This is a genomic window from Rickettsiella grylli, assembly GCF_000168295.1.
GTDB classification, from domain to species: Bacteria; Pseudomonadota; Gammaproteobacteria; order Diplorickettsiales; family Diplorickettsiaceae; genus Aquirickettsiella; species Aquirickettsiella grylli.
Genome location: NZ_AAQJ02000001.1, coordinates 1,364,332 through 1,388,943, shown reverse-complemented (window position 1 = coordinate 1,388,943; position 24,612 = coordinate 1,364,332). Strand labels below are relative to the sequence as shown.

Annotated in this window: 22 protein-coding genes; 12 read left to right on the top strand and 10 right to left on the bottom strand. The window is 36.8% G+C overall.

All coding sequences use genetic code 11. The features are described from left to right. Positions 1-14 precede the first annotated feature (14 nt). The 6 genes from rpoZ to lpxL all read right to left on the bottom strand — a co-directional run bounded on the left by rpoZ (position 15) and on the right by lpxL (position 6,780). Entirely contained in the window at positions 15-251 is a 237-nt protein-coding gene (gene rpoZ / locus RICGR_RS06440) for a DNA-directed RNA polymerase subunit omega (RefSeq protein WP_006035668.1), read from the bottom strand. Positions 252-383: 132 nt separating this feature from the next. Further along, positions 384-1,400: a type I glyceraldehyde-3-phosphate dehydrogenase gene (gap, locus tag RICGR_RS06435; RefSeq protein WP_006035966.1), complete on the bottom strand. Its 1,017-nt coding sequence runs from the start codon at positions 1,398-1,400 to the stop codon at positions 384-386. Positions 1,401-1,409: 9 nt separating this feature from the next. Further along, complete coding sequence (gene tkt, locus RICGR_RS06430) at positions 1,410-3,416, bottom strand: transketolase (protein ID WP_006035495.1); 2,007 nt, start codon at positions 3,414-3,416, stop codon at positions 1,410-1,412. 56 nt (positions 3,417-3,472) lie between these two features. After that, entirely contained in the window at positions 3,473-4,657 is a 1,185-nt protein-coding gene (locus RICGR_RS06425) for an amino acid permease (protein WP_006035332.1), read from the bottom strand. A 7-nt stretch (positions 4,658-4,664) separates the two neighbouring features. Next, on the bottom strand, positions 4,665-5,867 hold the full coding sequence (locus tag RICGR_RS06420; RefSeq protein ID WP_006035743.1) for an amino acid permease: 1,203 nt from the start codon (positions 5,865-5,867) through the stop codon (positions 4,665-4,667). A gap of 7 nt (positions 5,868-5,874) precedes the next feature. Next, a complete protein-coding gene (gene lpxL, locus RICGR_RS06415) occupies positions 5,875-6,780 on the bottom strand; it encodes an LpxL/LpxP family Kdo(2)-lipid IV(A) lauroyl/palmitoleoyl acyltransferase (RefSeq protein ID WP_006035368.1) in 906 nt (301 codons plus the stop codon). Between the two features lie 191 nt (positions 6,781-6,971). On the opposite strand from lpxL, the gene RICGR_RS06410 reads away from it, so the two are divergent. The 3 genes from RICGR_RS06410 (at position 6,972) to RICGR_RS06400 (ending at position 8,558) form a co-directional block, all read left to right on the top strand. Next, positions 6,972-7,427: an Hsp20/alpha crystallin family protein gene (locus RICGR_RS06410; protein WP_006035935.1), complete on the top strand. Its 456-nt coding sequence runs from the start codon at positions 6,972-6,974 to the stop codon at positions 7,425-7,427. A 412-nt stretch (positions 7,428-7,839) separates the two neighbouring features. After that, positions 7,840-8,109: a prevent-host-death protein gene (locus RICGR_RS06405; protein WP_040615238.1), complete on the top strand. Its 270-nt coding sequence runs from the start codon at positions 7,840-7,842 to the stop codon at positions 8,107-8,109. Next, entirely contained in the window at positions 8,109-8,558 is a 450-nt protein-coding gene (locus tag RICGR_RS06400; protein ID WP_006035360.1) for a PIN domain-containing protein, read from the top strand. The genes RICGR_RS06405 and RICGR_RS06400 overlap by 1 nt, the downstream gene beginning before the upstream one ends. A gap of 177 nt (positions 8,559-8,735) precedes the next feature. Here RICGR_RS06400 and RICGR_RS06395 read toward each other — a convergent pair whose 3' ends face one another. Then, entirely contained in the window at positions 8,736-9,323 is a 588-nt protein-coding gene (locus RICGR_RS06395; protein WP_006035136.1) for a uracil-DNA glycosylase family protein, read from the bottom strand. 90 nt (positions 9,324-9,413) lie between these two features. On the opposite strand from RICGR_RS06395, the gene RICGR_RS06390 reads away from it, so the two are divergent. Genes RICGR_RS06390 through tilS form a run of 4 tightly spaced genes read left to right on the top strand, consistent with a single transcriptional unit; the run spans position 9,414 to position 12,736 of the window. After that, positions 9,414-9,710 carry a PA3496 family putative envelope integrity protein gene (locus tag RICGR_RS06390; protein ID WP_006035203.1) on the top strand — a complete coding sequence of 99 codons (297 nt, stop codon included), beginning with the start codon at positions 9,414-9,416 and terminating at the stop codon, positions 9,708-9,710. A gap of 2 nt (positions 9,711-9,712) precedes the next feature. After that, entirely contained in the window at positions 9,713-10,666 is a 954-nt protein-coding gene (locus RICGR_RS06385; protein ID WP_006035607.1) for an acetyl-CoA carboxylase carboxyltransferase subunit alpha, read from the top strand. Positions 10,667-10,696: 30 nt separating this feature from the next. Beyond that, positions 10,697-11,284 carry a nicotinamide riboside transporter PnuC gene (gene pnuC / locus RICGR_RS06380; RefSeq protein ID WP_006035306.1) on the top strand — a complete coding sequence of 196 codons (588 nt, stop codon included), beginning with the start codon at positions 10,697-10,699 and terminating at the stop codon, positions 11,282-11,284. A 15-nt stretch (positions 11,285-11,299) separates the two neighbouring features. Then, positions 11,300-12,736: a tRNA lysidine(34) synthetase TilS gene (tilS, locus tag RICGR_RS06375; RefSeq protein ID WP_050764040.1), complete on the top strand. Its 1,437-nt coding sequence runs from the start codon at positions 11,300-11,302 to the stop codon at positions 12,734-12,736. Here the strand turns inward: tilS and RICGR_RS06370 are convergent. Beyond that, positions 12,698-14,047 carry a trypsin-like peptidase domain-containing protein gene (locus RICGR_RS06370; protein WP_040615236.1) on the bottom strand — a complete coding sequence of 450 codons (1,350 nt, stop codon included), beginning with the start codon at positions 14,045-14,047 and terminating at the stop codon, positions 12,698-12,700. The genes tilS and RICGR_RS06370 overlap by 39 nt on opposite strands. Before the next feature lie 95 nt (positions 14,048-14,142). Here RICGR_RS06370 and coq7 point away from each other — a divergent pair, with 95 nt between their 5' ends. From coq7 to RICGR_RS06355, 3 genes are read left to right on the top strand one after another with little or no spacing between them, the layout of a single operon-like run. Continuing rightward, a complete protein-coding gene (coq7, locus tag RICGR_RS06365) occupies positions 14,143-14,787 on the top strand; it encodes a 2-polyprenyl-3-methyl-6-methoxy-1,4-benzoquinone monooxygenase (RefSeq protein WP_006035220.1) in 645 nt (214 codons plus the stop codon). Next, complete coding sequence (locus RICGR_RS06360; RefSeq protein ID WP_006035442.1) at positions 14,744-15,922, top strand: mechanosensitive ion channel family protein; 1,179 nt, start codon at positions 14,744-14,746, stop codon at positions 15,920-15,922. The genes coq7 and RICGR_RS06360 overlap by 44 nt, the downstream gene beginning before the upstream one ends. A 12-nt stretch (positions 15,923-15,934) precedes the next feature. Next, positions 15,935-16,789: a Rossmann-like and DUF2520 domain-containing protein gene (locus RICGR_RS06355; RefSeq protein ID WP_006034713.1), complete on the top strand. Its 855-nt coding sequence runs from the start codon at positions 15,935-15,937 to the stop codon at positions 16,787-16,789. Positions 16,790-16,798: 9 nt separating this feature from the next. On the opposite strand, the gene rpsT is transcribed toward RICGR_RS06355, so the two are convergent. Together rpsT and mrdA are read right to left on the bottom strand one after the other, a co-directional pair. Beyond that, complete coding sequence (rpsT, locus tag RICGR_RS06350) at positions 16,799-17,077, bottom strand: 30S ribosomal protein S20 (RefSeq protein ID WP_040615234.1); 279 nt, start codon at positions 17,075-17,077, stop codon at positions 16,799-16,801. A gap of 129 nt (positions 17,078-17,206) precedes the next feature. Further along, entirely contained in the window at positions 17,207-19,231 is a 2,025-nt protein-coding gene (gene mrdA / locus RICGR_RS06345; RefSeq protein ID WP_006034968.1) for a penicillin-binding protein 2, read from the bottom strand. Positions 19,232-19,509: 278 nt separating this feature from the next. Here mrdA and hemL point away from each other — a divergent pair, with 278 nt between their 5' ends. Together hemL and RICGR_RS06335 are read left to right on the top strand one after the other, a co-directional pair. After that, positions 19,510-20,811, top strand: coding sequence for a glutamate-1-semialdehyde 2,1-aminomutase (hemL, locus tag RICGR_RS06340; protein ID WP_006034978.1), 1,302 nt, complete (start codon positions 19,510-19,512; stop codon positions 20,809-20,811). 101 nt (positions 20,812-20,912) lie between these two features. Continuing rightward, positions 20,913-24,590 (top strand): hypothetical protein, encoded by a 3,678-nt coding sequence (locus RICGR_RS06335; protein WP_006035452.1) that lies wholly within the window; start codon positions 20,913-20,915, stop codon positions 24,588-24,590. The last annotated feature ends 22 nt before the right edge of the window (positions 24,591-24,612 follow it).

The following is a 24,612-nucleotide window of genomic DNA, read 5'->3' as shown; positions in this document are numbered from 1 at the left end:
GCGCCCCCAATTTTTTAAAAGCCCGTAGACTGTGAGCCACCTATGTTGCCTTCTTGAATTTGCTCTTCAGCATCATTGAGCCTTCCGCTGGCGATTTCTCTTAAGGCGATTACGGTAGGTTTATCGTTTTCGGGGTTCACCATGGCCATGCCGCCTTTGGCAATTTGCCTGGCTCGTTTTGAGGCGATAATCACTAGCTGAAAGTGATTTTTAACCTTTTTTAAACAATCTTCAACGGTAACTCGTGCCATAGGACTCATTCTCTCTATTATTGAGCGAAATTAAACCTAACACTATAACATTGTTTAGTGCGTCTATACTATATTCCTAACAAAAGAATAGACGATTTTCTGTTTTTTAAAGGCTAAAATTCATTGAGAGGGTTAGGTAGACACATTCATCAACGCAGTGGTTACATCTAACATTCTATTGGAAAATCCCCATTCATTGTCATACCAGGCAAGTACCTTAACAAAATTGCCGATGACACGCGTTTGTACTGCGTCAACGGTTGCTGAAGCAGGATTGTGGTTATAATCGATAGAAACCAAAGGTAATTCACTATAATTAAGTAGCCCTTTCAACGGATTATGTTCAGAAGCCTTTTTTAAAAGTGCATTAACTTCATCAGACGTTGTTTTTCGTTCGGCTTGAAAACTGAGATCAACTAAAGAAACGTTTAACGTCGGAACCCGAATTGCTAAACCATCCAGTTTCCCGTCTAATTCAGGATAAACTAAACCCAGCGCAGAAGCGGCTCCTGTTTTTGTAGGGATCATCGAATGCGTCGCTGAACGTGAACGATAGAGATCAGAATGATACGTATCAATAAGCACTTGATCATTGGTATAGGCATGAATCGTTGTCATTAAACCATGAACGATTCCTAGATTTTCGTGCAACGCCTTAGCGAGAGGCGCTAAACAATTCGTGGTGCATGACGCATTAGAAATAATCGTATGACTTTTTTTTAAAATGTGGTGATTAACGCCATAAACAATTGTTGCATCGACTTCTTTGCCGGCAGGAGCCGAAATAATAACTTTTTTTGCACCTGCTTTGATATGTTTCCCCGCTTTTTCCGCCGAAGTGAAAAGACCTGTACATTCGTGAACGACATCAATATCCAGTGCTTTCCATGGTAAATTTTTTGGATCGCGTTCGGAAAAGATTTTTATCGGTTGATGATTAATGATGAGGCAGTCCTTATCAATGGTTATGCTTCCAGCAAATTTTCCGTGCGTGGTATCATAGGATGTCAGATAGGCATTAATATCAATATTACCTAAATCATTGATAGCAACAATTTGAATATCGTGAAGTGTGGGATTTTCAAAAAAAGCTCTTAAAATATTACGGCCAATGCGACCATAACCATTAATAGCAACACGTATTGTCATAATGATTCCTTAAGCTTCATCAGCTAATAATTGGTTAAGTGTTTTAATTATGTTTTCTGTCGTAAAGCCAAAATGTTTAAAAACATCTGATCCGGGTGCAGATTCACCAAATTGATGAAGTCCAATGATTTTTCCCTTAAGGCCTACATAACGGTACCAAAAATCTGGATTCCCTGCTTCGATAGCGACGCGTAAAGTGATGGAATTCGGTAAAATTTTCGCTTTATAAGCAGCGTCTTGTTGTTCAAAACGATCAGCACAGGGTATCGATACGACTCTAATATGTCTACCGTTTTGATTTAACGTTTGTGCAGCGTTTATGGCTAAACTTACTTCAGAGCCCGTGGCGATGATAATCGCTTCGGGTAGAGATGGACTGTCAAGAAGAATATAAGCGCCTCGATGAATCGACTGTAACGTTTCAAGATTGTGTGATTGTGCCTGTACCGATTGTCGAGTCAATACTAAACAAGTTGGTCCTTCATGTTGTATTGCCTGTTGCCAGGCGATAGCGGTTTCTAACGCATCACAAGGTCGCCAAACAGAAAGTTGAGGAATAAGACGTAAACTATTCAGGTGTTCGATAGGTTGATGTGTTGGACCATCTTCTCCTAATCCAATCGAATCGTGTGTATAAACAAAAATAACCTTTTGTTTCATTAAAGCAGACAAACGAATAGCATTACGTGCATAATCACTAAAAACGAGAAAAGTTCCGCCATAAGGGATAAATCCCCCATGCAGTGCAATGCCATTCATCATGGCAGACATCCCGAATTCACGTACACCATAATGGATGTAATTACCAGCAGGATTTTCTTTCGATAAAACCTGAGCGCCCTTCCAAAAGGTTGAATTTGATTCGGTGAGATCAGCCGATCCCCCGAGTAATTCAGGTAAAAGAGGAGCAAAAGCATTCAGTGTATTTTGAGAAGCTTTGCGCGTTGCTATTTTTTGGGGCGGATCTTTAAAAATTTTTTCTATCAATTTTTTGGTTTCTAAGTTCCAATTCTTAGGGATTTTTTTATCAACTCTACGTTGATATTCGTTTGCGAGTTCGGGAAATTTTGATTGATAACGATTCCATTTTTCTTCCCACGTTTTTTCTAAAGCCGCCCCTTTGGAACGCGCATCCCAAGCGTGGTAAATTTCTTGGGGTATTTCAAAAGGAGGATAATTCCATTGGAGCGCTATTCGCGTAGCGGCAACTTCTTTTTCTCCTAATGCGGCACCATGTGAACGATGGCTTCCAACGAAATGGGGAGCGCCCCATGCAATTTGTGTTTTACAGCAAAGTAGGCTCGGTTTATCCGTAATATCACGCGCTTTTTCAATGGCTGTTTTAATTTGTTGGGGATCATGACCATCAATATCAGAAATAACGTGCCAATGATAGGCCTTAAAACGTTCCGGTGTATTATCTTTAAACCAACCTGAAACGTGACCATCAATAGAAATAGAATTATTGTCCCAAAAAGCAATTAATTTACCTAAACCTAAACATCCCGCTAAGGAAGCGGCTTCATGGGAAATACCCTCCATTAAACAGCCATCCCCTAGAAATACATACGTAAAATGATCGATAATGAGATGAGAGGGCTGATTAAAATGAGCAGCCAAGTTTTTTTCGGCTAATGCCATGCCGACGGCATTTGCAAATCCTTGGCCGAGCGGACCTGTTGTTGTTTCTATGCCGGGAGTTAAGCCAACTTCAGGATGACCGGGCGTTTTAGAATGAAGTTGGCGAAATCGCTTCATTTCATGCAAAGAAAGATCATACCCTGTTAAATGAAGTAACGCATAATGCAACATCGATCCATGGCCGTTTGATAAGATAAAACGATCGCGATTGCTCCAATTGGGATTATTAGGGTTATGCACTAAAAAATCGTTCCATAAAACGGTTGCGATGTCCGCCATTCCCATTGGCATGCCAGGATGACCTGAATTGGCTTTTTCTACGGCATCTAATGTTAAGAACCGAAGCGCATCCGCATATTTTTTTTGGTAAGCCATTACGTTGTTTTCCCGTTGACGATAAGGATTAAAAGATCCCATTACCTATAATTCACTTAAATGATATTCACAAGGATGGCTTGCAGAATAATAATAAACGCACAGGCAATGACCATGCTTAATAAAAGTTTTCCACCCATGACCTGATAGTTCCCTTTTATGAATTGTCTATAGCGTCCGAACCATGCCATTAATGCAGGCAGCAAAGCGAGTAATATAACGCACCATATTCCTGCATAATTTAAAGCGAGCATAAAGGATGCGGGATAAAATAAGACAATCATGAAAGGGGGTAAAAAAGTCAGTAGAGAGACAATACATTTATTTTTTTCAGTAGGATTTAAATTTAAGCCATCCATTAAAAAATCAGATAAGCTAATGCCAACCCCCAAAAAAGAGGTTGCTAAACAAATGGACGTGAAAAGCCAAACCAATAAAGTAATATTTTTTTTATTTAAGAGGTAGCTTATTGTATTGGCTAAATGACTGGTTGATTGGCTGGATTGAGCCAGTGTAAATAGTTTACTGATAGGAATTATTCCCATAATGGCAGCATTCCAAAAAATATAACAAATAAGAGGAATTAAACTTCCCAAAATAATGACTAAACGTAATTGTTTAACATCACTATGGAAATAACTCCGTAAGCTCGGGATGATGGCTGCAAAACCAAACGAAGTGATAATGATAGGAAGACTACGGGGTAAATAATGGTGGCTTATTCCTAATTGTTTGATAGAGATTGAAGGAAATATAAACACAATTAAAAGAAAAAAAATAAATAATTTTCCACCCATTAAAATTTGATTCATTAAATCAACGGAATGTATTCCTTTATAGACAATAGGTCCTAGAATCAGTATGAATAAACCCGTAGTAACCATTACGGAAAGCTGAATATTAATCTTTTGTAAAATTCCTTGCAAAAAATCAGAGCCTCCTGAAATATAAGCGGCTAATAAAGCATAGAGCAATAATAAATAACAGAACCACGCGATCACTTCACCGAATACGCCTAACGTTGCTCGCGCCATGGACAGTAAATGACTATTCGGAGGAAACCAAAGATTAACTTCTAAAACCAACAAACCACCTGCTAGCATAATACCCCAACAGGCGATTAAAAAAAATGACGCATTTAAAAAACCCGTTTGCGCGGTGACAAGTGGTAACGCTAACATGCCGCCGCCTATGGCGTTGCCCGTAATTAATAAAATACCGCCCCATTGTTTTCGAGTCATAAGTTACTTAAGTATAAATGAAGGGTAAACTAATAATAAATAAAGAAAAGACGATTAAACCAAATAATAAAAGCCTTCCTCCAGCAACGTGATAGTTTGAAACATATTTTTTAACATATCGTCCACTCCAGGTCATGGCAGCAGGGAGGAGAATTAATAAAATAGCGCAGAGTATACCGGCATAAGATAAAGCGGTGATAAAGACATGAGGATAATGATTGGCTATTATTAAAGGGGGTAAAAAAGTGAAAACATAGAGCACTAATTTTTTACCTCCTTTTTTTTCAATGTGTAATCCATCACTGAAAAAATCAAATAAGCTTAAAGCGACACCTAAAAAAGAAGTCGCAAAACAAAGTGATGTAAAGAGTTTGGCTAAAAAATTAATGAGAGGATTATTCAGTAACTGATTGAGCGTTGCCATTAAATTGCCGGTGGGGTGACATGAGTGCGCGAGGGTGATTAAACCCCATCGGCCTTGTGTGGGTATTGAGCCCATAATGGTTAATTCCCATAAAATATAACAAAATAAAGGAACTAAGCTCCCTATTAAAATAGCTTTGCGTAGCATGAATAAATCATTATGAAAATAACTTCGTAAACTGGGAACAATGATCGCAAAACCAAATGACGTGATCATGACTGTTGTACTCGTTAAAATGAGATTCAATGAATAAAAATGTCCTAATTTTAATAAATAATGCGTAGAAATAAATGGGAAAATAAAAATGACTAACAAAATAAAGCCGAATAATTTACTAAACATTAAGCTTCTATTCACATAATCTACCGCGCTTAATCCTCTGTAAACAATCAGACTTAAAACGCCAACCACTAAAAAAGCAGAAGTTTTTACGGATAAATGGACATCATAGCGCGATAAAAGATGCTGCAAGAAATCACTACCGCCTGAAATATAAGCCGCTAATAAAGCATAAAGTAGTAATAAGTAAACGAACCAGGTAATGATTTGACCTGGTCGACCTAACGTGGTTTTAGCCATGCTCATTAAATTACTATTAATACGATGCCAAAGATTAACTTCTAAAATGAGTAATGCAGAGACGGTCATCACGGCCCAACATAGAATTAAAAGGAATAAAGCATAGATAAACCCAAGTTGTGCTGTCGCAAGAGGTAGTGCTAACATGCCGCCACCGATGCTGGTACCCGTAATGAGTAATAGTCCACCGATTAATCGATTATGCATGTTTTATTTAATAGGGATAAGGTTCATGTTGCGGCCTTGTTTTGAAGCGTCGATGTATCCAAAGATATTGTTCCGGATGAGCGCGTACCGCGTCTTCTAATAATCGGTTAAAACACAAGGTATCGTTATAATCATTACAGCCAAAATTTTCTAAAATCGGCCCGATAATAATTTGGTAACCGTTCCCATTGGGAAGGCGATAGTAAAATAAAGTAACCACCGAAGCGCCTGTCCGTCGGGCGTAACGGCTCGGTGTTGAAATGGTGGCGGCAGGAATGTTAAAAAAAGGAGGAAAAAGACTGTGTCGAGGTCCATAATCTTGGTCGGCTGCATACCAAATGGCTTTATTTTGTTTTAATGTTTTTATAATTTGACGGATGGCATGGCGATGTATCGGTTGCATCCATTTAAACTGACGATGTTGTTTTAATAATCGATCAATGATTTGATTTTTTTGCTCACGATAAACGACATGCATTGGAAAAATGTTCGAAAATAGACGGCCGCAGATATCCAATGAGGTAAAATGCCCACTTAAGATAAGCACTCCTTTTTTTCTCGCCATAGCCGTTTGCAAATGTTCTAAGCCTTGTACATGAATGAGCGAATGAAGTCTATGATCAGGCATCCACCATGCCATTGCCGATTCAACAATCCCCATTCCTAACGATTGAAATTGTTTTTTGAGTAAATGGGTTTGTTCTTTATGAGATAAGTGTGGAAAGCACAGTTTCAGATTCGTTTTCCCAATGTGTCTAAACCGTTTCAAACCATAATAGGCGATATGTCCTAAATGTTTACCTAATTTTAATTGGAAGGAATAAGGGAGTTTCGTGAATAGATAGAGCAAACCTAATCCTAGCCAGGTTGACCAATAACGGGGATGTAGGTGACCTAAAAACTTATTTTGCATGCGATAATCAATAGTCTTTTTTATTGTTTCAATCAATGCTGAAATGAAAAGTTAAGTTTTTACTATACCAGAAAAAATAGTGATCTTTATTTGTTTTTCGCGTAAAAAATGGAGTCTCTGAAATAAAAAGACCAGCAAAATGCGTTTTTTTGCGCTAAACTAAATCTATTTCGATCAGGGAGAGAAACGCTATGTCCAATATTATACGATACAGAACCCCCTTATTACAGCAATTACATCGTTTGTCACAAGAATGGGACCAACTCTTTGACTCGGGTCACATTGAAGATAGCTCCACGGTTGAAACAAGTCATTGGGCACCCGCCGTAGACATTAAAGAAGAACCGACTTGCTTTTTATTATTTGCAGATATTCCAGGCGTGGATCCAAAAGATATAGAAATTTCGATGGAAAACGGTATTTTGACCATTAAAGGTGAAAGAGTCGCAACGCATACAGAAGAAAAAAAGGGGTATACGCGCGTTGAACGATCACAAGGATGTTTTTATCGTCGTTTTGCACTTCCAGATACGGCTGATGCCGATAAAATAACGGCCGAAGGAAAGCAAGGTGTACTAAAAATTATTATTCCTAAAAAGGAAAAAGCAGCCGCAAAAAAAATAAAGGTAGACGCTAAAAAGGATTAATTTTAGAACTAAAAAAGAGTCATTGCAGTGTTTAATTATAATAAAAAAGCTTAAATCGACTCAACTCTCTATCACTTGAAACTTGCCTTGCGCCCGCTGAAAGGACACGTATCGACAGCCGGCGCAGCAATATCTCTCAATAACATCTTCTATCCTATTTTTGTGTTTTTCATAATCAATGGCGTTGAAAAAGAAACATCACGTACCGATGAACCAACGTTTAATTGTTTTTTAAGGAGGTTCGAGTAATGCCGTGCATACGTTACGTAAAACAGGAAGGATGATTGTCTGAAACCATGGATTTTTTTTAACCAGCGATTGTTACGAGGCGAGTTAGATTTAAAATTTGACTTATAATTTTAAAGCATGTTATATGTGTACATATGGGTACACAATTGAAAGGCCGTTATTTATGAAGACTTCAAATGTAATGAAAGTAGGAATGAGAGAGTTTCGTTCTCATTTAAATCAATATCTATTAACCTCTAGACCTGTTGCGATCACTCGCCATGGTGAAACGGTCGGTTATTATATTCCAACACGGCACCATGCAGAAAAGTCCGAGTTAGATGAGTTAAAACAGGCTGCTCTTCAACTTGAAAAATTACTCAAATCTCATGGAATAACGGAGAATGAGTTACTAACTGAATTTAGGGCATTACGAAAAAGACACACTAAATAATGTCTTCTCGTATTTTAGTATTAGATGCAAATATTCTTATTCGTGCAATTTTGGGAAACAAAGTCAGGGACTTACTTATAACCCACAGGAAAGCCATTGATTTCTTTACTCCAGATAGTTGTTGGGCTGATGCAGAAAAATATTTACCTCTGTTATTTGAAAAAAGAAAAATTCCCCTGAAACCAGCATTAACCTTACTTTCTAATCTTAGAAGTATAATTCAAATTGCAGATGAAGAAATTTATAAGATGTATAGTAAGGAAGCTCAAAAAAGGATGGAAAATCGCGATATCGAAGACTGGCCTATTGCTGCAACAGCATTAGCTTTAGATTGTGCAATTTGGACTGAGGATAAAGATTTTTTTGGCTCTGGATTTTCGACGTGGACAACAGACAAAGTTCATATTTTTTTTGAAAAGACAAAAGAAACTAAGTCTAACATTACTTAATAACTCTTTTATCGACTCAACTCTCTATCACTTGAACTTGTCTTGGCCGCTGAAAGGAAATATCGATAGCTGCAGCAAGGTCTCTCAATAACATCCTCTATCCCATTTTTGTCGTTTTAATCACAGGAGTTGAAAAAGAAACATCACGTACCGATGAATCAACGTTTAATTATTTTTTTAAGGAGGTTCGAGTAATGCCGTGCATACGTTACGTAAAACAGGAAGGATGATTGTCTGAAACCATGGATTTTTTTTTAACCAGCGATTGTTACGAGGCGATGGGTGAGGTAATGGGAAATAAATGGGTAAATAATCTTCGAAGGAAGCGACCGTTTGGGTTAAATTAGCTTTCACCTGTTTGTCTAAATAATAGCGTTGTGCGTACTGGCCAATCAATAGAGTCAATTGAATATTGGGTAAGCCAGCTAAAAGTTTGTCAAGCCAGAAATGGGCGCATTCTTTTCGTGGCGGTAAATCCCCGAGGGGACCTTTTCCGGGATAACAGAAACCCATGGGAATGATGGCGATTTGACGAATATCATAAAATGTTTTTTTATCGACGTTCATCCAATGTCGTAGACGATCACCACTGGGATCATTCCAAGGAATGCCTGTTTTGTGGACTCGAACACCAGGAGCTTGACCTACGATCAGTAAACGACTGAGATGATGTGCTTGTAATATAGGCTTGGGATTAAAAGGTAAGTCAGTCGCGCAACGTTGGCAGTTACGAATGTTTTTGATGAGCGGTAAAAGTTTATTCATAACAGGATAGAGGTTCTACTTGCCAAAGGTGTATTATACGCACTAAAGTAGTACTGAAATAGGCTGCTTTTAATATAATAGGTAGAATCTATGGAGTATAAAGAAACAGAGGTTTTATTAGAAGAAGAGGATGGTAATGAAAAGTGTGATACCGAATTATCTCCTGATATCTTGGATATTGAAGACGAAGAATTAGACACGTGGCCTGAAGAGTTAACTTTAGATGCATTAAACAAGAAAACAAAGGTCTCACCCGTTCGGTTTTCGCTTGAAAAACGCCGTGCTATTGAAGATTATTTAGAGCAACGTCGCTTGCGAGAAGAATTTGATTATGATTTTGAAAATGAACTTTCATCAGAAGGACCTGATACAATTAAAAGTGAGTAACTATGCACTTTAATTTTTTAGATTTTGAACAACCGATTGCAGAACTTGCAGCCAAAATAGAAGAATTGCGTAAGCTGGGTAACGATGCTGAGCTTAATGTTGATGAAGAAATTAAACGTTTAGAGCAAAAAAAAACCGAATTAACCCATTCCGTTTTTAGCTCATTAAGTGCATGGCAAATTGTTCAATTAGCACGACATCCCCAAAGACCCTATTTTTTAGATTATATCAGTCGAATTTTTTCTGATTTTGACGAGTTACATGGCGATAGAGCGTTTTCAGATGATGCTTCGATTATTGGAGGAGTGGCGCGCTTAGAGGAACAACCTGTTGTTATTATTGGTCAGCAGAAAGGTCGTATGACGAATGAAAAGGTTCAGCGTAATTTTGGAATGCCAAAACCAGAAGGTTATCGTAAGGCAATCCGGTTAATGAAATTAGCGGAGCGATTTAAACTGCCTCTATTAACCTTTATTGATACCCCCGGGGCTTATCCAGGTGTTGATGCAGAAGAACGTAATCAAAGTGGCTCAATTGCACAAAACTTACAGTTAATGTCTCAATTGAAAATTCCTATTATTTCCACAATCATTGGCGAAGGCGGATCAGGAGGTGCTTTAGCGATTGGTGTGGCCGATCGAATTTTGATGTTGCAATATAGCGTGTATTCTGTTATTTCACCCGAGGGATGCGCGTCTATTTTATGGAAAAGTGCCGAAAAAGCAGCGGACGCGGCGGACGCAATGGCAATGAATGCAGAACGTCTGTATCAACTTAAATTGATAGATGCAGTCATTCCAGAACCTTTAGGTGGCGCGCATGCCAATGTTGATGAGATGGCTAATCGGCTTAAAGCCGAACTCATTCAACAATTAGAAATGCTTCACTATTTTTCTATAGAAAAATTACTCGAACTTCGTTTAAGTAAAATTTTAGCGATTGGCACGTCGTTTTAATCATCTATCCTTCTATTTATTCGAAAAAAAATGAAGCTTTTGTATATTGAAATGTTCGCGTTCCTGTCAGGCATACTCAGTGTTTATCTTTTAACACGATGTAGTTTATGGAATTGGTTTTTTGGAATCATTACCGTTTCTTTATATGCTATTATTTTTTTTAATGCCAAATTGTATGCAGATATGAGCCTACAAGGCATTTTTTTATTTTTTCAGTTTTATGGACTTTATCAATGGTGTTATAGTCACCCAGAAAAAAAACCCATAGTCATGCAAATGATTGATTATTCCACGGGTTTCTTTTTATTTTTAATCGCACTCGTTTTGTTTGCAATGATTAGTTTTATTTTAAAACATCATACCGATTCCACCACTGTTTTTGCTGACGCAATGGTCACTACCTTAAGTTTGATCGCACAATGGATGATGAGTAAAAAGTATTTACACCACTGGATTTTATGGATAATTATTGATTTAATTTCTATTGGGCTCTACCTCTACAAAACCTTATATTTAACGGCATTACTTTATTTGCTCTTTATGACGTTATGCATCAAGGGTTATTATCAGTGGAAAGAAGCTTATAATAAATTGGTTTGGGCTTCTTCCCTCGCCTAGTAAGAGGGCATCTTTTTGCGCTTTTATTATTATTGGCCTTTACAGGGTTTAGTTAAATTTTGTATTGTAAGTCCCATGTTTACACACGAAAAGCTTGCGTTTTTATTAAAACAATATCCTGTATCGGCTTGCTTTTGGATTGCTTATAGCGGCGGCTTGGATTCACACGTTTTACTGTATGCGCTAAGCCAGCTATTGCCAACAGAACGTTTACGAGCGATTCATATTAATCATGGTTTACATATTCACTCGGATAAATGGGCAAAGATTTGCCGGCATGCCTGTGAAAAATTAACGATTGATTGTGAAATTGTGACGTTAGACATCCGTCCTAAAACGGGTGAGAGTTTAGAGGCCTCCCTGCGAGAAGCCCGATATCATGCCATTGAAAAAAAAATTCCGGCCGGAAATTTTTTATTGACAGCGCACCATCGAAATGATCAAGCTGAAACTTTTTTATTACAATTATTTCGTGGCGCTGGCCTGAAAGGCCTAATAAGTATGCCATTTTGTCGACCATTGACAAACAATGTCTACCTTATGCGACCTTTGCTCAATTTTACACGTCAAGAACTTTATGCCTATGCCCAAACGCATCACTTAACGTGGATAGAAGATGATAGCAATAAAAATCAACGTTTTAGTCGCAATTTTATTCGTCATCAGGTGTTACCGCGTATTCAACAACGTTGGCCTCAAGCCCATAAAACGATTGCACGATCGGCTGCAAATTTAGCAGAAGCGCACGCATTACTTGATGAAATAGCTGAGCAGGATTGGAATAACATTCAAGGACCTGAATGGCATAGTATCATGATTTCTCGTTGGATGACGCTCAGTGCGAAACGTCAAATCAATGTTTTGCGCTATGGATTAAAGCGGCATGGCTCGTTGCCGAGTCAAAAACAGTTAAAACAAATTGATATTTTGTTAAAACGCCGTGTTAATACCACTTTTCAAGTGAGTTGGGGAAATGTTCAGTTACGTCGATATCGTGATTATTTATATTTTTTTAATTCGCTCGAAAACAAAAACCGTTTTATTTTTAAAAAATTTATTCCCTGGTGCTTAAATCAGACCTTAATATTGCCAACCTTCGATCAATTGGTTACAAAACAAGCGAAAGGTATAGGGCTAAATGCAGCGTTATTAACAGATAAATACGTTGAGGTTACTTTTCGACAAGGAGGAGAGCGGTTTTATCCCAATCATGGCCAAAATTCTCGGTCATTGAAAAAATTATTTCAAGAGTGGGGAGTTCCTCCATGGCAACGAAATCGCATTCCTTTAATTTATTATCAAAAAGAGCTTATCGCTGTTGTGGATTATGCGATAAACCCGCGCTTTTCAGCCCATCAAAATGAATTAGGTATTGTTATCGAATGGGTTCGAAAATCCCCCCTTCACCAGCGATTATTTAATGACAACAAACCGACTTCCGCTGCGAGATAATACATTCACTAATAGTCCTTGTTTGTTCTGCTTCGCAATCGCTTGTAATTGCGGAACCTCGGTTACATTGATTTGATTAGCAGAGAGGATAACATCGCCAGGCCGTATACCCGCATGCCAGGCAGGACTGTTTTCATCCATATCAACGACCTCAACGCCTCGTAAATTCCCTTGACCTGTAATCGTTTGATTAAAATCGCGCAACATTAACCCATATAAAAACGGATTATTTTGTTCGGCCACTTTTTTATATTGTTTAGGATCAGTGAGGTTTAAAACGGTCGTTATCGTTTTCCCTTTTCGCAATAACTTAATATTAATTTTATCATTCACTCTTAACAGACCCACAATATTTTTGACTTGTCCGCTATTATGAATGGGTATGCCATTAATGGACTGAATAATATCGCCGATGTGAATACCTGCAGCCGCGGCAGGTGAATAACGAGGAACTTGAGAGACAAGTGCTCCGTTGAGTGTAGATGGAATATGGAGCGCGGTCGCTAATATGGGGGTTAGATCTTGCACGAGAACTCCCATTAAACCCCGTTTGACAGACCCATATTCAGCTAATTGTTTCATCACGCCATAGGCCATATTAATGGGTATAGCAAAGCCAATTCCAATATTTCCTGCGTTTAAACCAGGCGTTAATATGGCTGTATTAATGCCAATGAGTTGCCCTTGTAAATTGATCAAAGCCCCCCCTGAATTGCCTGGATTGATGGACGCGTCCGTTTGAATGAAATTTTCAAAACCTTCTATTCCTAATCCCGTACGTTGTAAAGCACTCACGATTCCTGAAGTGACTGTTTGGTTCAGTCCAAAAGGATTGCCGATAGCGGCTACAAAATCACCCACTTTTAAATGATCGGAATTACCTAAAGGAATAGCCGTTAAGTGATCAGGCGTGATGGTCAGTAAAGCAATATCAGAAGCAGGATCTGATCCTTTCAGTGTGGCATTTAAAACACGGCCATCACTTAAGGTAACGGTAATGGTTTTAGCTTCGCGAATAACATGAGCGTTGGTTAAAACATACCCTGCTTTTGCATCGACAATGACGCCTGAACCCATACTTTCAAAATGACGAGGATAGGGACGCCCAGGGACAGGCGGAGGTAATTGATTCAAAGGGATATCCCCTTGAACGGAAACATTCACAACGGCAGGGAGTATCGGTTGTAATGCCTGAGAGAAGTTATCCTTATTTTGATGCACTGAATTAAGGGACCAACTGGCGTAACTGGAAGGATAAATATTGATTATAAGTAAAACGCCGAATAATAATTGATATAATAGTCTCTTCATAAATTTGCAATAGCGGACGAATAAGGGCTAAGCTTAGCCTATTTTTTGCATCGGTTGCAATTAAAGATTACTTTATTTTTAAGTGAAGGATTTTGATGCGCTGTTATTCTTTTTGGGATAGATTAATTTTTCATGTTGAGGAGGGCTTAAATACGATTCAGCAACGTTCTAATACAGCGGTTTATCGACCGAGTCCTGCTGAAAAGGTGAGTCAAAACGGTCCCCTCAGTAAAAAAGAAAGCGAACTATCGGGACGCTTGATGCGAATAAATCATGTGGGTGAGGTTTGTGCGCAAGCCCTCTATAGGGGACAAGCGTTCACTGCGCGTTCTCAACAGACGAAACAAAAATTAAAAAAAGCAGCGAAAGAAGAAATGGACCATCTCCATTGGTGCCAACAACGTATTCACGAACTAGATACACAGGTGAGTTATTTAAACCCTTTTTGGTTTATAGGTGCGTTGTTAATAGGATTAACGGCAGGTTTGGGGGGGGATAAATTGAGCTTAGGTTTTTTGGCAGAAACCGAACAGCAAGTCGAAAGACACTTACATCAGCATTTACAGAAATTACCCTTACACGATAAAAAAACACGAGCAATTGTTGAACAAATGCGGCAAGAGGAAAGTGAGCATGCTTTGATAGCGGAGCAGGCAGGTGCTGCTCCACTTCCTATTGTCATTCAATGGAGTATGCATGCATTGGCTCAATTTATGGTTAGGGTGGCCTATCGAATTTGATTTTGATTTCGGTGAAAAGATGAATTTTTTGCAAACACTGTTTAAATTTTTACTCCAATTTTGTTTATTGAAAGCATTAACCATTCTTTTAATAACCGCACTTTTCTGTTTTTTATTACCCATTTTTTATAGAAAACTTAAAAAGCGTATAGAAAAAAATTCACGGACTTTATCTGTTGCATTATTAAAATCTATTCATAAGCCGCTCATGATATTCATTGCCATTATAGGGGTTACTTATGCATTAGAATCATTATGTCTTACTTGGAAGGGGTTTAATGCAAGTCAGTTTCACTTCATTCGAAGTGTAAGTTTTACTTTTTTACTGGCCTGGTTTTTATGGCGTTTTGTTTTTTTCTCAAAAGAAGCGTTTCTTCAAACGGAAAAAAATAAAATGACCAATAAAACAGTGGATAAAACACTCGTTCATGGATTAAGTCAGATCGCTAAATTAGTCATTATTATTTTAACGGCCTTATCGTTATTTCAAACTCTGGGATTTAGTATTGCAGGTATCTTAGCATTTGGTGGAATGGGTGGAATTCTGATAGGTTTTGCAGCGAAGGATCTTTTGGCTAATCTGTTTGGTAGCTGTATGCTTTTTTTAGATAGACCTTTTGTGATAGGCGATCAAATCCGTTTACCTGCACTGAAAGTGGAAGGCGCCGTGGAAGAAATAGGGTGGCGAGTGTGTAGAATTCGAACATCAGACTGTCGTCCTCTGTATATTCCAAACGCCTTATTTTCAAATATAGTGGTAGAGAATTCATCACGAATGAAATTTAGAAGATTTTATTGTCGAATGCGTTTGCGTTACCACGATATAATGAAAATTCCAGCAATTTTAGAAGACATGCAGTTAATACTGAAAGAAAATACGGCCGTTGATAAAAATCGATCGATAACAGTTGCATTGAATGAGCTTGGAGATGCCTCACTTTATTTAACCGTCATAGCCTATACTTCTATTATTAAGGGTGCAGATTTTTTAAAATTTCAACAAGATTTATTTTTTAAATTGTTAATCTGTATTCAGCGCCATGGTGCAGCATGGTCTTTCCCGAGTCAGACTGTTTATCTAAATAAAGAAGAATCAAAATGGGCTCAAACCCAAAATGATAAAGAATTCGAATAAATTTTTATTTCAATGAAGTTAAAACTGAACATCATCGGTTGCGGTCGTTTAGGAAAAGTCTTAGGCGCGTTACTCATCAAAACACAACGGGTTTGCATTCAAGATATTTTTAATTTAACGCGTTCAAGTAGTAAAAAAGCGGTTGATTTTATTGGCCAGGGGCGTGTTTGTGAAACGCTAGGACAACTTCGGGCGGCGGATATTTATTTAATTGCTACACCGGATGATTTTATTGAACCTATCGCGCATCAATTAACATTGCAACGTCAGTTAAAACAAGGCGATGTGATTTTTCATTGTAGTGGGTTATTAACGTCTGACGTTTTAAATTCAGTGACTTGCTTAGGGGGTTACATCGCTAGCTTACATCCATTGTATAGCTTCTCTCATCCGAGAATAGATATAAAAAATTTTAAAGGAACCTATTGTGCTTTTGAAGGAAATAAAGAAGCATTAGACCGATTGTTTCCCTTAATTAAAGCGATAGAAGGACGATTATTAAAGATAGAGAAAAAAGCAAAACCCTTCTATCATATCGCCAGTGTATTTGGCGCGAACTATCTTCTTACCTTAGCGGCGATGGCAAAGGATTGCTATCTAAAATCAGGTTTCGATGAAGAATGGTCGATAAAGCTCACGCAGCAATTGATGTCCCAAACGTTAGCCAAGATACATCCATTAAAATCGAACAACGCATTGACAGGCCCCTTGGAAAGAGCCGATATCAATACGTTAAAAAAACATCTTGCTGTGCTGAATGAGTTTCCTGAATTAAAAAATAGCTATAAAGCCCTAGGGAAAGCGACACTACGCTTAATTGATCATAAAGAAACACTGAAAACAACCTTAACAGCGCTCTTCGATTAAATAGGAAAATTAGTGCGCCGCTGTATTCTCTATTTGAAGAATTCTTGCGGATAAACGACTCTTATGTCGGGCCGCTTTATTTTTGTGAATAAACCCTTTATTCGCCATCCGATCAATAATAGGTAAAGCAGTTTGATACGCGTCTTTGGCTTTTGTTGCTTCTCCTGCTTCAATCGCAACAACAACCCGCTTAATATAGGTTCGCATCATTGAACGATAACTTGAATTATGTTTGCGACGTTTTTCCGCTTGTCGAATGCGTTTTTTTGCTTGTTTTGTATTGGCCAATGGCAACCCCCTTACTCCTAAATCAACAATAACAAACGAACAACGAAGCGCATTCGTTTGATGACATAAAAAACGAGGAGGCCATCATGCCTTTGTAAATGCGATTTGTCAATCGAGAAAAGTGTTTTATTATTCCTCCTGGGTATGTTTTTCATCGATTTCCAAGGTATCTTCGGTATCGCTAGGTTCTTCACCTTCCTCTCTATTGCTTTCAATGGCCGCTGCGTTTGTTTTGGGATGTACTGGAGGTGTATCGTGCGGGCTATCTGATTTTTTTTCAGGAGTAACAGACAGTTGTTGCGAAGTAATCATTGGAATAGGAGAAGGCGGTATTAAGTAATAATCTAAAAGCCTACGCGCGATTTGTGGTGCTGGAGTAACGCTATTTTGAATCACAATAGCCAGTGCAATGGTGGGATTTCCAACGGGAGCAAACGTAATAAAGAGTGAATTGTCCCTCAGCTTCGTCGCAACCGTTTTCGTATCATAGCGCTCATTGTTTTTTAAGCTATAGACTTGCGCGGTCCCTGTTTTTCCGGCCAAGGTATAGGGAACCCCTGGAAAAAATCGTTCGGCTGTTCCTCCTGGCGCGTTGACAACATGTTGCATCGCCATACGGACAAAATTTAAAATTTCCTGAGGTAATTGAATGGGGGCTAAACGCTCTGGTTTGGAAAACGTTACAATGCCATCATTTTTTCGAACGCTTAATACAACATGGGGCTTCCATCGTTCCCCCTGTTCAGCCAATGCGCTGACAGCAAAGGCAAGTTGTAAGGGGGTTACTAAAAGAAAACCCTGACCAATACCGGTGTTTAACGTATCTCCAGCATACCAGGGGGTATTATATGATTTCTTTTTCCACTCAGGATTCGGTAAAACACCGCTGCCTTCATCGGGAAGATCGATGCCTGTAGGGCTTCCAAACCCAAATTGATGTAATGAAGTATAAATTCGATGAATCCCCATCCGTAGACTCAGGTTATAAAAATAAATATCGGAAGAAACCGTTAAAGCTTTCAGTAAATTGACTTCACCATAGGCATGATGACGGAAGTTATGATAAATCCGTCCTCTCCCATTAATTTGGAATTCGCCGGTGTCTTTTATGGTAAAGTTTGGTGTGATTACATTATCTAAAAGTGCTCCTGCACTAATAAAAGGTTTAATCGTCGATCCAGGGTGATATGTTCCACGTAATGCACGATTATAAAGCGGTTTTCCAGCTTCATTTTGTAAACCTTCATAATCCGCTTGTTTGATTCCACTGACGAATAGATTAGGATCGAATGAAGGATTACTGACAAAAGCTAGAACCTCTCCGTTACGAGGGTCTAAAGCGACAATAGCCCCTTTTTGATGGCCTAAAGCACGTTGTGCTAATTTTTGTAAATGACTATCGATTGTTAAAGTAATACTTTTCCCAGCGATAGGTTGGGTTTGCTTTAATATACGGACAATTTGACCATGAACATTGGTTTCTACTTGTTGATAACCTACCGTACCATGAAGTAATCCTTCATATTGTTTTTCTACACCGGTTTTCCCAATGAAATTGCTTGCACTGTAATTAATTGGATCGATGGTTTGTAGTTCTTTTTCATTAATTCTTCCCATATAACCTACGATAGCTGCAAAAGGAGCGCCCTCAGGGTAATAGCGAATCATTTGTGCCTGTATAGCTACACCTGGAAAACGATATTTTTCTAAAGAAAATTTGGCAACTTCTTCTTCATTTAATTTTAAACGTAAGGGAACCGGTTCAAAACGATGATGTAAACGTCTTTGTCGGTTAAAGTGTTTCAAATCGTCAGCATCTATTTTAATAAAAGAACTCAATTGCTGGATCGTTGTCCCCATATTTTTAACTAAATCGGGTGTCATAACGAGATTAAAAATAGGTTTATTTTCTGCTAATAATACGCCATTTCTATCATAAATGAGGCCTCGATTAGGCTCTATCGGAACCAAGCTCAGCTGATTTTGGCGCGCTAAAGTTGTGTAAAGTTTATGTTGAAAAACTTGTAGATAAATCAACCGACCGAGCAATAAAACGCTTAAAATGGATATTCCACAAAGAATAACGATAGCTCTCTGTTTAAACAACTTATGTTCTTGATGTGTGTTTTTAAAGATATTGATTGATTTAAGCATAAATGAACAACGTCTTCGTTAAATTCTAAAAAGTGAATAGTCTCTTTTCTTAATGATTGTTGGATTGTAGATTGATTTACGCTTTTTATGTGGGCATTTTATAATGAAGGGACGTTTTGTGGTGACGCATTTTGCGTTTTGTAAGCCTTATGACGACGTTTTTACTTTAATTTATTGTTTACAATGGCCCTTATCCGGTATAGAAGTTTATTTTATCCAATCTCTAATTTTCTTGAGTATATAAAAAAACGAAGATTTAAAACAGATCAAGGTTCAGTATGATTTCTTCACATGAATTGTTTAATAAAGCGAAGCAACGTATTCCAGGCGGAGTTAATTCTCCAGTGCGTTCGTTTCATGCAGTGGGGGGAGAACCCCTATTTTTCTCACAGGGAAAAGGGGCCTACTTATTTGATGTTCAGGATAAACCCTATATTGATTATGTCGGTTCGTGGGGGGCTTTAATTCTTGGCCATGCACCAGAAAAAATAGTAGCCGCTGTGGATGAGGCGGTTAAATGCGGTTTAAGCTTTGGGACAGCGACACCGGGAGAGATTTATTTTGCAGAAAAAATTTCTAATTTAATGCCTCATTTAGAAAAAATTCGCTTAATGAATTCGGGCACTGAAGCAACGATGACTGCAATACGACTTGCTCGGGGTTTTACAGGGCGCGATAAAATCCTTAAATTTAATGGTTGTTATCATGGTCATGTGGACTCATTATTGGTTAAAGCAGGTTCAGGAGTCGCTCATTTCAGCATACCCGATTGCATCGGTATCCCGAAAGAAGTCGTATCGCAAACGTTAAGCGTAGAGTTTAATAATCTTGAACAAGTGGCCCAAATGTTTATGCATCATGGTAAAGAAATTGCTGCCATTATCATAGAACCTATTGCGGCTAACATGAATTGCATTTTACCACTACCCGGTTTTTTAGAAGGACTACGTGAACTCTGTGATTATTATGGAAGTTTACTTATTTTTGATGAAGTTATATCCGGCTTTCGAGTTGCTTTAGGAGGGGCGCAGGAAATTTATCACGTAAAGCCAGATTTAACCACGCTCGGTAAAATTATTGGCGGCGGGTTACCGGTGGGCGCCTTAGGTGGTCGTGCTGAAATTATGGATTGCTTAGCGCCAGAAGGGAAAGTTTATCAAGCTGGAACGTTATCCGGTAATCCTTTAACAGTGGCAGCAGGTCTCGCAACGTTAGAAGTAGTCAGTCAACCTGGGTTTTATTCTGCGCTGAATGCGATAAACGAAAAACTTGTAGCGGGGCTACGCGCACGAGCGAACGATGCGAATATCTGTTTTCAAGCCCATGCTATTGGAGGATTATTTGGGTTTGTTTTTACTCAGACTGAAATTTATAATTATCAGCACGTAAAATTAGCATATCAACCTCTCTTCAAAGAATTTTTTCATAGAATGCTCGCTGAAGGAATTTATTTTTCACCTTCGCCGTTCGAATCAGGTTTTTTATCCAGCGCGCATGGCGAATATGAAATTGACGCTACTTTAGTCGCGGCAGAAAAGGTATTTTCTAAACTAAAAGAGAAAAATTTAATGCTTTCTTAACAATTACAAATGCTCATTTCCCTTTTCTTAGGATGATTTACAGTGGATAATAGCGCGCATAAAGTAAAAGTTAATTATTACCATTTAATGGAAAATAAAAAATGGACATAACTACTGACGAGGTCAATCCAGAATATACGATAACAAAGGTCGTTAATAATCCCGATTCAGCCCGTTTTTACTCTCTATCAGAAGAATTAACACAGCACTTGACTGAATTAAACACCTTAGAAAAAAAGATTCTTTTAGGCAATGATTTATTAAGTAAGACAGATAGTCAATCTCAAATTTCAAAATTACAAAAAAAAAATGCGGAAAATGAAACGAAAAAAAAAGAATTGACTGTCGTCATCAAAAAATTAGAGTTGATCATTAATTCTATTAAAGATTTTACGCTATTTTTCATCTTCATCAGACGATTTTATACGTTAGCTATTCTAAAAAAAAATTTTAAAAACGAAAATGAAAATGTTTCTATACCATTAATCAATAATTTATTAGCTGAAGAAGAAGATTTATATCGAGAATTTATCGATGGCGATTGTTTTTCTAAAGTATTAGCGGCGTTAAATTTTGAAACGTATCAAGGTTATTTTAAAAGCCATGCTCAAAATTTTTTTGATAACTTTCAAATGTCTGATCCTTATATCCGAATAATGTCCATGTTAGTCACACTTTTCCATGAATATGGTGAAATGAATACGACTTATTTTAATTTAAGTGAATTTGAAATTTTTTTATCTGAAAAAATATCTATTCCGCTACCTAACAGAGGTTATGAATTAGTTGCTCTACGGTATTTTTTTTACTATGAAATTTTAATAGAATATCTTAAATTAAAGCCTGCTAAGACCTGTTTTTTATTTTTAAAAGAAATAATTTGTATAGAGTTGAAAATTAATAATTATAAATCACATTTTAAAAAAATTTTACTTTATGAATTACATAATTTACAAAGTTCTTTACACAAATTAGAAAGAAAATTAAGTAAATATCTTACAGGGAAATTAAAAGATGATAACCGAGAAAAAAACATCTGTAAAGCATTAATATTTTACAATAAACTAGAAATCGAATTTAAGATCATTCATGAAAAAAATATTCATTTAATTCAGGATAAATATAATAATGAAATAAAAATGCGTCATTTATTGGCAATGCTTGATGATGACGCGCATCTTCCAAAATTTTTACAATTATTTTATGAAAAAATAGGTAATAGTGTTAATTTAGATAATGTAAAAACGTTTATTTACATCGAAACAAACCGAGAAGCATTAAATTATTTATTTCACGCTATTTGTAGAGGTGATCATTATACACCGCATAGCGCATTTATGAAAGAAGTGATTAAGGGTTATGGTCGTGATAGCGTTTCTTTACTTGAAAATACAGCATTAGAAGAATTCATTGAGTTTAGTTATTATTATATATTTAGTTTGGTTTACACCCGTTTCCTCTCCGAATTCACTAAATTTAATAACCAAATAAACTATTTAAAATTAGTCATTTATAGCCGATTAGTCATCATTAAGTTAGAACGGTTAGATCAATTAGAGGAAAGAAAAAATGAAGAAATAAATAAATTTTTTAAAAAAATTTTTAAAAACAAAAACGCCTATGATCAACATAAAAAAAATGTTCTTGAAGAAATTAAACTAAATTTAGAAATTATTCACGATATTAGAAAATTTCTATTGGAGGTTCAGTCTTTAGAAGTAACGACCTTACCTCAGGCTGCCAATATGCCAATGCCAGAAAAAAATTTTTCGACGAATGAACTTAAAACCATAGAAGAAAGAATTAAATGCTGTAAATTAGATTATGAAAAAATAGAAAAACATGAATTTATTAATAAAGAAAATAATAAAGAAAAAATTAAAAAGAAAACCAAAATAACTACGAATAAAATAAGCTCGAATTCTGAAGAGGTACATCACTTCATTGAAAATTTATGGCAATCGTTAAGTTGTTTATCTGAAAATTTAGCATTTAGTGTAAGCTGCTTAAAAAAAGGATCAAAAAATATCAGTTTATTTCGTCAAAAAATTTTTTCTGCTATAGGTCAAATTTCGGCATCAATAGTAAAGCTATTATCGAGTCTCAGTGATCGAAAGGATTTGAATACGTCGTTACCATTGTCCGATTTAAGTTTACCCCAATTATTAGAAATAATTAATGAATACTTATTTAAAACGTGTTTAATTGAAAAAAAGATCGATAAAGAAAAAATAAAGAACTGTCATGAATTGATTAGTAGTATTTATTTAACGATCGATTTAATCATGAAACAAATTCAAGTGATCATTGATAAGTATGAAAATTTTAATGCGGAGATGAAAGAGACGTTAACGTCTCTTTCTGATTCTTTTAGAGACGAATCAATGAACGCTTCTTTTTTTTATAAGACAACGACTCACAAAGATGAGTTTCAAATGGATAAAAAATTATCAGGAAATTATTCCTTTCTAAAAGAGCAATCGCATTGTTTAGAAAAATTAATTGAATCCATAAAGTGTGATTCCGAAGATCGCTTAGCAAAGCTGTATGCGATTATTCTCGAATCCGAAAACTATGATAAAGTATTACATCACGTTTTAAAAGAAAAAATGTCTTTTTTTAAAAAAACAAGTCTGACATTGAATTGTGCTAAAAATAAAAGTAGTGGTCACAAACATAAAACAGAAAATCGTCCTGCAACACACTTAACCTCCGTTTTTGAAAATACAATTTCTGAAAATCCATGCATTGAATTTACTGGAAATGAAATACATCAGGCAAGAACTGAAAATGAAACAGATAAGCCGTTAACGTCCAATGAGAAGCCAAATAAAAATCAAAAAAAGAAAAAACGACCTAAAAGTAATTCAAATCCAGTTTTACAGAGGAGGGAATGTGAGGATAATTTTCATTTAAATGATAATTTACTGAAAGTGTATGAAATCTGGAGCCTTGAGTTTGAAAAATGGAAAAATGAAAAGCAAATCCACATAAATAAACTTTTTTATATTATTGAAACGTGTTCGAGCATCATCTTGAAAACAAGTCATCATGCATTTTTAAAATACCTATCATTATACCAAAATGAACTTTTAACTAAAAATAACGAACTAAAATATTATGAAGGCCAATTGTTTTTTTATTTTCAGAATTCAACGAACTCTAATTTAATGCAAAATTATTTGAATCAACATCAACAATGGTTTGATGAATGTTTTCAACGTATTGATTTTTCCAGAGGATTGTTATTACACAGTAAGAATGATTTTCATCATGAAGCTTGTCAATTGTCGGGTTCTTTTGCAGATAATAGAGCTGAATTTAATAATTTATTAATTTTTTATCTAAAAGTGACCGATGAATATAATAAATGTCGTAATCATTTAATTGATGAAGAGAATAGATTAAATGATTTAAACCGACAGTTTATGAAACAAGTACTGCAATTGGTTTCACTAAACGAATTAGAGTGTAAAAATAGTGTTTTATCTGATTTCAGCATGCAATTAGATAAAGTCGGTCAATTGAAACTTTCAATAACACAAGCACTGGAAACGAGGCAGCAAATAAAAAAGAAATTATGTTCACTGGCACATCCATCCATCGCTAATTTTTATTTAAGTCGTATTGATCCCTTTGATGATCCCTCCATAGAAGCCTCAATAAATCATGGATCAACGATCCCTCATGGCCTTTCAGTTTTGTTGCAAGAGGAGAGTCATGTGACTGCCGATAATTATTATCAGCCATTTCCTGTCGCTGTTTATACAAGAACGTAGTGAATCGGGTCTTCAATTTTTT

Excerpts from the sequence above, each read along its gene's own strand:
- RICGR_RS06335 (WP_006035452.1), top strand. The coding sequence starts at position 20,913 with ATGGACATAACTACTGACGAGGTCAATCCAGAATATACGATAACAAAG.
- lpxL (WP_006035368.1), bottom strand. The coding sequence starts at position 6,780 with ATGCAAAATAAGTTTTTAGGTCACCTACATCCCCGTTATTGGTCAACC.
- rpoZ (WP_006035668.1), bottom strand. The coding sequence starts at position 251 with ATGGCACGAGTTACCGTTGAAGATTGTTTAAAAAAGGTTAAAAATCAC.
- RICGR_RS06395 (WP_006035136.1), bottom strand. The coding sequence starts at position 9,323 with ATGAATAAACTTTTACCGCTCATCAAAAACATTCGTAACTGCCAACGT.
- RICGR_RS06370 (WP_040615236.1), bottom strand. The coding sequence starts at position 14,047 with ATGAAGAGACTATTATATCAATTATTATTCGGCGTTTTACTTATAATC.
- tkt (WP_006035495.1), bottom strand. The coding sequence starts at position 3,416 with ATGGCTTACCAAAAAAAATATGCGGATGCGCTTCGGTTCTTAACATTA.
- RICGR_RS06385 (WP_006035607.1), top strand. The coding sequence starts at position 9,713 with ATGCACTTTAATTTTTTAGATTTTGAACAACCGATTGCAGAACTTGCA.
- RICGR_RS06420 (WP_006035743.1), bottom strand. The coding sequence starts at position 5,867 with ATGCATAATCGATTAATCGGTGGACTATTACTCATTACGGGTACCAGC.
- gap (WP_006035966.1), bottom strand. The coding sequence starts at position 1,400 with ATGACAATACGTGTTGCTATTAATGGTTATGGTCGCATTGGCCGTAAT.
- hemL (WP_006034978.1), top strand. The coding sequence starts at position 19,510 with ATGATTTCTTCACATGAATTGTTTAATAAAGCGAAGCAACGTATTCCA.
- RICGR_RS06405 (WP_040615238.1), top strand. The coding sequence starts at position 7,840 with ATGAAGACTTCAAATGTAATGAAAGTAGGAATGAGAGAGTTTCGTTCT.
- pnuC (WP_006035306.1), top strand. The coding sequence starts at position 10,697 with ATGAAGCTTTTGTATATTGAAATGTTCGCGTTCCTGTCAGGCATACTC.
- RICGR_RS06400 (WP_006035360.1), top strand. The coding sequence starts at position 8,109 with ATGTCTTCTCGTATTTTAGTATTAGATGCAAATATTCTTATTCGTGCA.
- RICGR_RS06355 (WP_006034713.1), top strand. The coding sequence starts at position 15,935 with ATGAAGTTAAAACTGAACATCATCGGTTGCGGTCGTTTAGGAAAAGTC.
- RICGR_RS06425 (WP_006035332.1), bottom strand. The coding sequence starts at position 4,657 with ATGACTCGAAAACAATGGGGCGGTATTTTATTAATTACGGGCAACGCC.
- RICGR_RS06390 (WP_006035203.1), top strand. The coding sequence starts at position 9,414 with ATGGAGTATAAAGAAACAGAGGTTTTATTAGAAGAAGAGGATGGTAAT.
- RICGR_RS06410 (WP_006035935.1), top strand. The coding sequence starts at position 6,972 with ATGTCCAATATTATACGATACAGAACCCCCTTATTACAGCAATTACAT.
- mrdA (WP_006034968.1), bottom strand. The coding sequence starts at position 19,231 with ATGCTTAAATCAATCAATATCTTTAAAAACACACATCAAGAACATAAG.
- coq7 (WP_006035220.1), top strand. The coding sequence starts at position 14,143 with ATGCGCTGTTATTCTTTTTGGGATAGATTAATTTTTCATGTTGAGGAG.
- RICGR_RS06360 (WP_006035442.1), top strand. The coding sequence starts at position 14,744 with ATGCATTGGCTCAATTTATGGTTAGGGTGGCCTATCGAATTTGATTTT.